The following is a 3,177-nucleotide window of genomic DNA, read 5'->3' on the forward strand; positions in this document are numbered from 1 at the left end:
AGCTGGACATCGACCTGGTGGTGCTGGCCCGCTACATGCAGATCCTCTCCGACGACCTGTGCAAGCAGTTGGAGGGCCGCGCCATCAACATCCACCACTCCTTCCTCCCCAGCTTCAAGGGCGCGCGCCCCTACGACCAGGCCTACCAGCGCGGAGTGAAGCTGGTCGGCGCGACAGCGCACTATGTGACGTCGGACCTGGACGAGGGCCAGATCATCGAGCAGGACGTGGTCAGGGTGAACCACTCGCTCGACCCGGGCGAGTTGGTCACCGTCGGGCGGGACGTGGAGGCGCAAGTGCTCGCGCACGCGGTGAAGTGGCACAGCGAGAGCCGCGTGATGGTGGACGGCAACCGCACGGTGGTCTTCCGCTGAACCTCGGTCACAGTGGCTGCTGGAGGAAGGCGATGAGCGCGGCTGTGAGCTGCGCGGGGGCGTCCTCCTGGACGAGGTGGCCCGCGTCGGCGATCGGTTCGAACCACGCGCCGGGGACGAGAGCGGCGAGCTCGCGCCCCTTCGCCACCGGGATCCAGGTGTCGTCCTCGCCCCAGCAGACGAGCGTGGGGATGCCGATCCCGGCGTAACAGTCCTGGATCTCGTCGGTGTAGCGCTGGTCGGCCTGGGCGATCTGCCGGTAGAAAGCCGCCTGCCCGGCTCCGTCCAGCCAGGGCTCGACGAGCCGGTCCAGGACCACCGGGTGCAGGCCGAGGCTGCTGGCGGACGTGACGTACTCACCCACCAGGGCGGCGTGGAGCGCGGGCGGCAACCGCTCGAAGACATCCGCGTGCTCGCGGACCAGCCGGAAGAACGGCGAGCCCCACGGCGCCAGCGCGACCGGGTCCACCAGCGCCAGGGCGCGGTAGCGGACACCGTGCAGCAGGTGTGCCCGCAGGGCGACGGCGCCGCCGAAGTCGTGGGCGACCACGAGCGGTTCGGTGAGACCCCAGTGGCCCAGGAGTTCGGTGAAGACGCGGCCCTGGGCGGCCAGGGACACATCCTGCCCCTCCGTCTTCTCGGAGGTTCCATAGCCGGGCATGTCCCAGACGAACACCTCGCGGTCGCGGGCAAGGGAACGGGCGACGGCACGCCACACGTACGACGAGAAGGGGGTGCCGTGCAGGAGGACGACCGGCGGCCGGCCGGGCTGCCCCAGCCGGTCCCAACGGACGTCGCCCGAGGTGCTGGTGAAGGTTCGCGTCAGCTGCCAGTCGGTATCGGTGATCATCCTTCTCCCGGTTCAGCCGCCCAACCGGTCCAGCAGCGCGCGGCGCCACCGCTCCGTCTCGGCGATCTGGTTGAACGTGAACAGGTGCAGGCCGGCCAACCCGGCCGAGGGTGCCGTGAGGGCCTGCTCGGTACGGGACAGCAGCCGCTCGGGGGCATACCCTCCAGGAGCCGCGAAACGCACGAACCACGAGGCGTGCTTCGTCAGGAAGCGCGTCGACTCCCCCACCCCGATCTTCGTGGCCATCGCCAGCAGCTTCGCCCGCTGCACGGGCCCCGCGACACCCACATGGACCGGCAGGGTGATGTCCCGGCGCCGTATACGAACGAGCCACTCCCCCAGCACCCGGGAGTCGAAGCAGAGGTTGCTCACGATGTACGTGGCGTGCTCGCGCTTGTCCCACATCGCCTGGATGGTGACGTCGTCGTGGATGAGCGGATGGCTCTCGGGGTAGCCGGTGACCCCGACACGGGCGAAGGGACCGCCCAGCTCGCTGAGCCCGTGCAGCACCGGAAGCGCCCCGTCGTAGACCCCGGCGGGCGGGTCGGCGTCGCCGGCCGGGACGAAGACGTCGTCCACGCCTGCCTCCAGGAGCCGGCCCGTGACCTCCTTCAGGTGCAGGTCGTCCCGCAGCAGCCGGGCCGGCACGTGCGGGACGACCCGGTAGCCGTGCGCGGCGAGCCGGGCGGCGAGGTCGAGGGTCGGTTCCAGGCCCTTGGCCGGTGACGCCGTCACGGTGACGACGACGTCGCGCGGGACATGGGCGAGGACCTTGTCCTCGGTCGCCTTCGCGGGCAGCACCTCGTAGCGGACGCTCTCCAGCAGCGCCCTCAGCCCTGTCGCACTCAACACCTACTCCGTTTGCTTCTGGACGTCACGATGGCGGTAGTACGTACGCGGGTGGTCGCGTCATGCGCACCATGTTGCGAAAAGCGCAACCTCCCGGTCTTCGTTTCGTCGCGGTTACGTGCAGCTACGTTGTTTACTACGCGTATAGTTTCACTGTGAGCAACTACAGCCCTGACGCCGAAACCCCGAACTCACCCACTGGCGGAGTGCAGTCGGTCGACCGCGCCATCAGCGTTCTGGAGATCCTCGCCCAGCGTGGCGAAGCGGGCGTCAGCGAGGTGGCGGGCGAGATCGAGGTTCACAAGTCCACTGCTTTCCGGCTGCTCGGCGCGCTGGAGGCGCGCGGTCTGGTGGAGCAGGCGGGTGAGCGCGGCAAGTACCGGCTCGGCTTCGGCATCGTACGCCTGGCCGGCGCGGTCACTGGCCGTATCGACATCACACAGCAGGGCCGCCCCGTCTGCGAGCGCCTCGCCGAGGAGATCGGCGAGACCGTCAACATCGCCGTCATGCAGGAGCACTACGCCGTCAACCTGTACCAGGTACGCGGCCCGGGAGCCATCACCGCGCACAACTGGGTCGGCCAGCTGACCCCGCTGCACGCCACCTCCAGCGGCAAGATCCTGCTGGCGCACATGTCCACGAAGGAGCGCGCCGCGCTGCTGTCCGCCGCCAGTATGAAGAAGGTCGCCCCGCGCACCATCACCGCGAAGACGAAGCTCGAGAAGAACCTCGCCGAGGCTCGCGAGCGGGGCTACGCCTTCACCCTGGAGGAGTTGGAGGTCGGCCTGCACGCGCTGGCCGCCCCCGTGCGCAACCGGGACGGCGAGGTCATCGCGGCGCTCAGCGCCTCCGGGCCCGGATACCGGTTGACCGAGCAGCGCCTGCACGAACTCTCCCCGATACTGCTCAAGGGCGCCGAGGAGATCAGCCACCGGATGGGCCACCTGGGCTGAGTCACCCCTGAGGGGTGCCCAGGCGCTCGTTCACCCAGTCGTGGAACGCGCCGATGTGGTGCTCGCTGGGCACCAGCACACCGCCCTTGGCATACATACGGGAGCTCATTCCGGGCTGCGTACGCTCGCAGGCGTCGAAATCCTGCTGATT

At 69.2% G+C, this 3,177-nt stretch carries 5 protein-coding genes; 2 read left to right on the forward strand and 3 right to left on the reverse strand.

From position 1 onward, the window contains the following. Window positions 1-374 (forward strand): formyltetrahydrofolate deformylase (locus tag F3T56_RS49190; RefSeq protein ID WP_246204878.1); only part of this gene is annotated, 374 nt, incomplete at its 5' end. A gap of 7 nt (window positions 375-381) precedes the next feature. Here the strand turns inward: F3T56_RS49190 and F3T56_RS45615 are convergent. Continuing rightward, complete coding sequence (locus F3T56_RS45615) at window positions 382-1,224, reverse strand: alpha/beta fold hydrolase (RefSeq protein WP_149831337.1); 843 nt, start codon at window positions 1,222-1,224, stop codon at window positions 382-384. A gap of 12 nt (window positions 1,225-1,236) precedes the next feature. Beyond that, entirely contained in the window at window positions 1,237-2,073 is an 837-nt protein-coding gene (locus F3T56_RS45620) for a methylenetetrahydrofolate reductase (protein ID WP_149831338.1), read from the reverse strand. Window positions 2,074-2,279: 206 nt separating this feature from the next. Between F3T56_RS45620 and F3T56_RS45625 the strand changes: the two genes are divergently transcribed. After that, the gene (locus tag F3T56_RS45625; RefSeq protein ID WP_149831339.1) at window positions 2,280-3,026 is read left to right on the forward strand and encodes an IclR family transcriptional regulator; all 747 of its coding nucleotides are present in this window, start codon (window positions 2,280-2,282) and stop codon (window positions 3,024-3,026) included. A 1-nt stretch (window position 3,027) separates the two neighbouring features. On the opposite strand, the gene F3T56_RS45630 is transcribed toward F3T56_RS45625, so the two are convergent. Then, window positions 3,028-3,177 (reverse strand): SRPBCC family protein (locus F3T56_RS45630; RefSeq protein WP_281291996.1); only part of this gene is annotated, 150 nt, incomplete at its 5' end.

Origin of the sequence: Streptomyces tailanensis (assembly GCF_008386495.1) — a bacterium.
Lineage (GTDB): Bacteria > Actinomycetota > Actinomycetes > Streptomycetales > Streptomycetaceae > Streptomyces > Streptomyces tailanensis.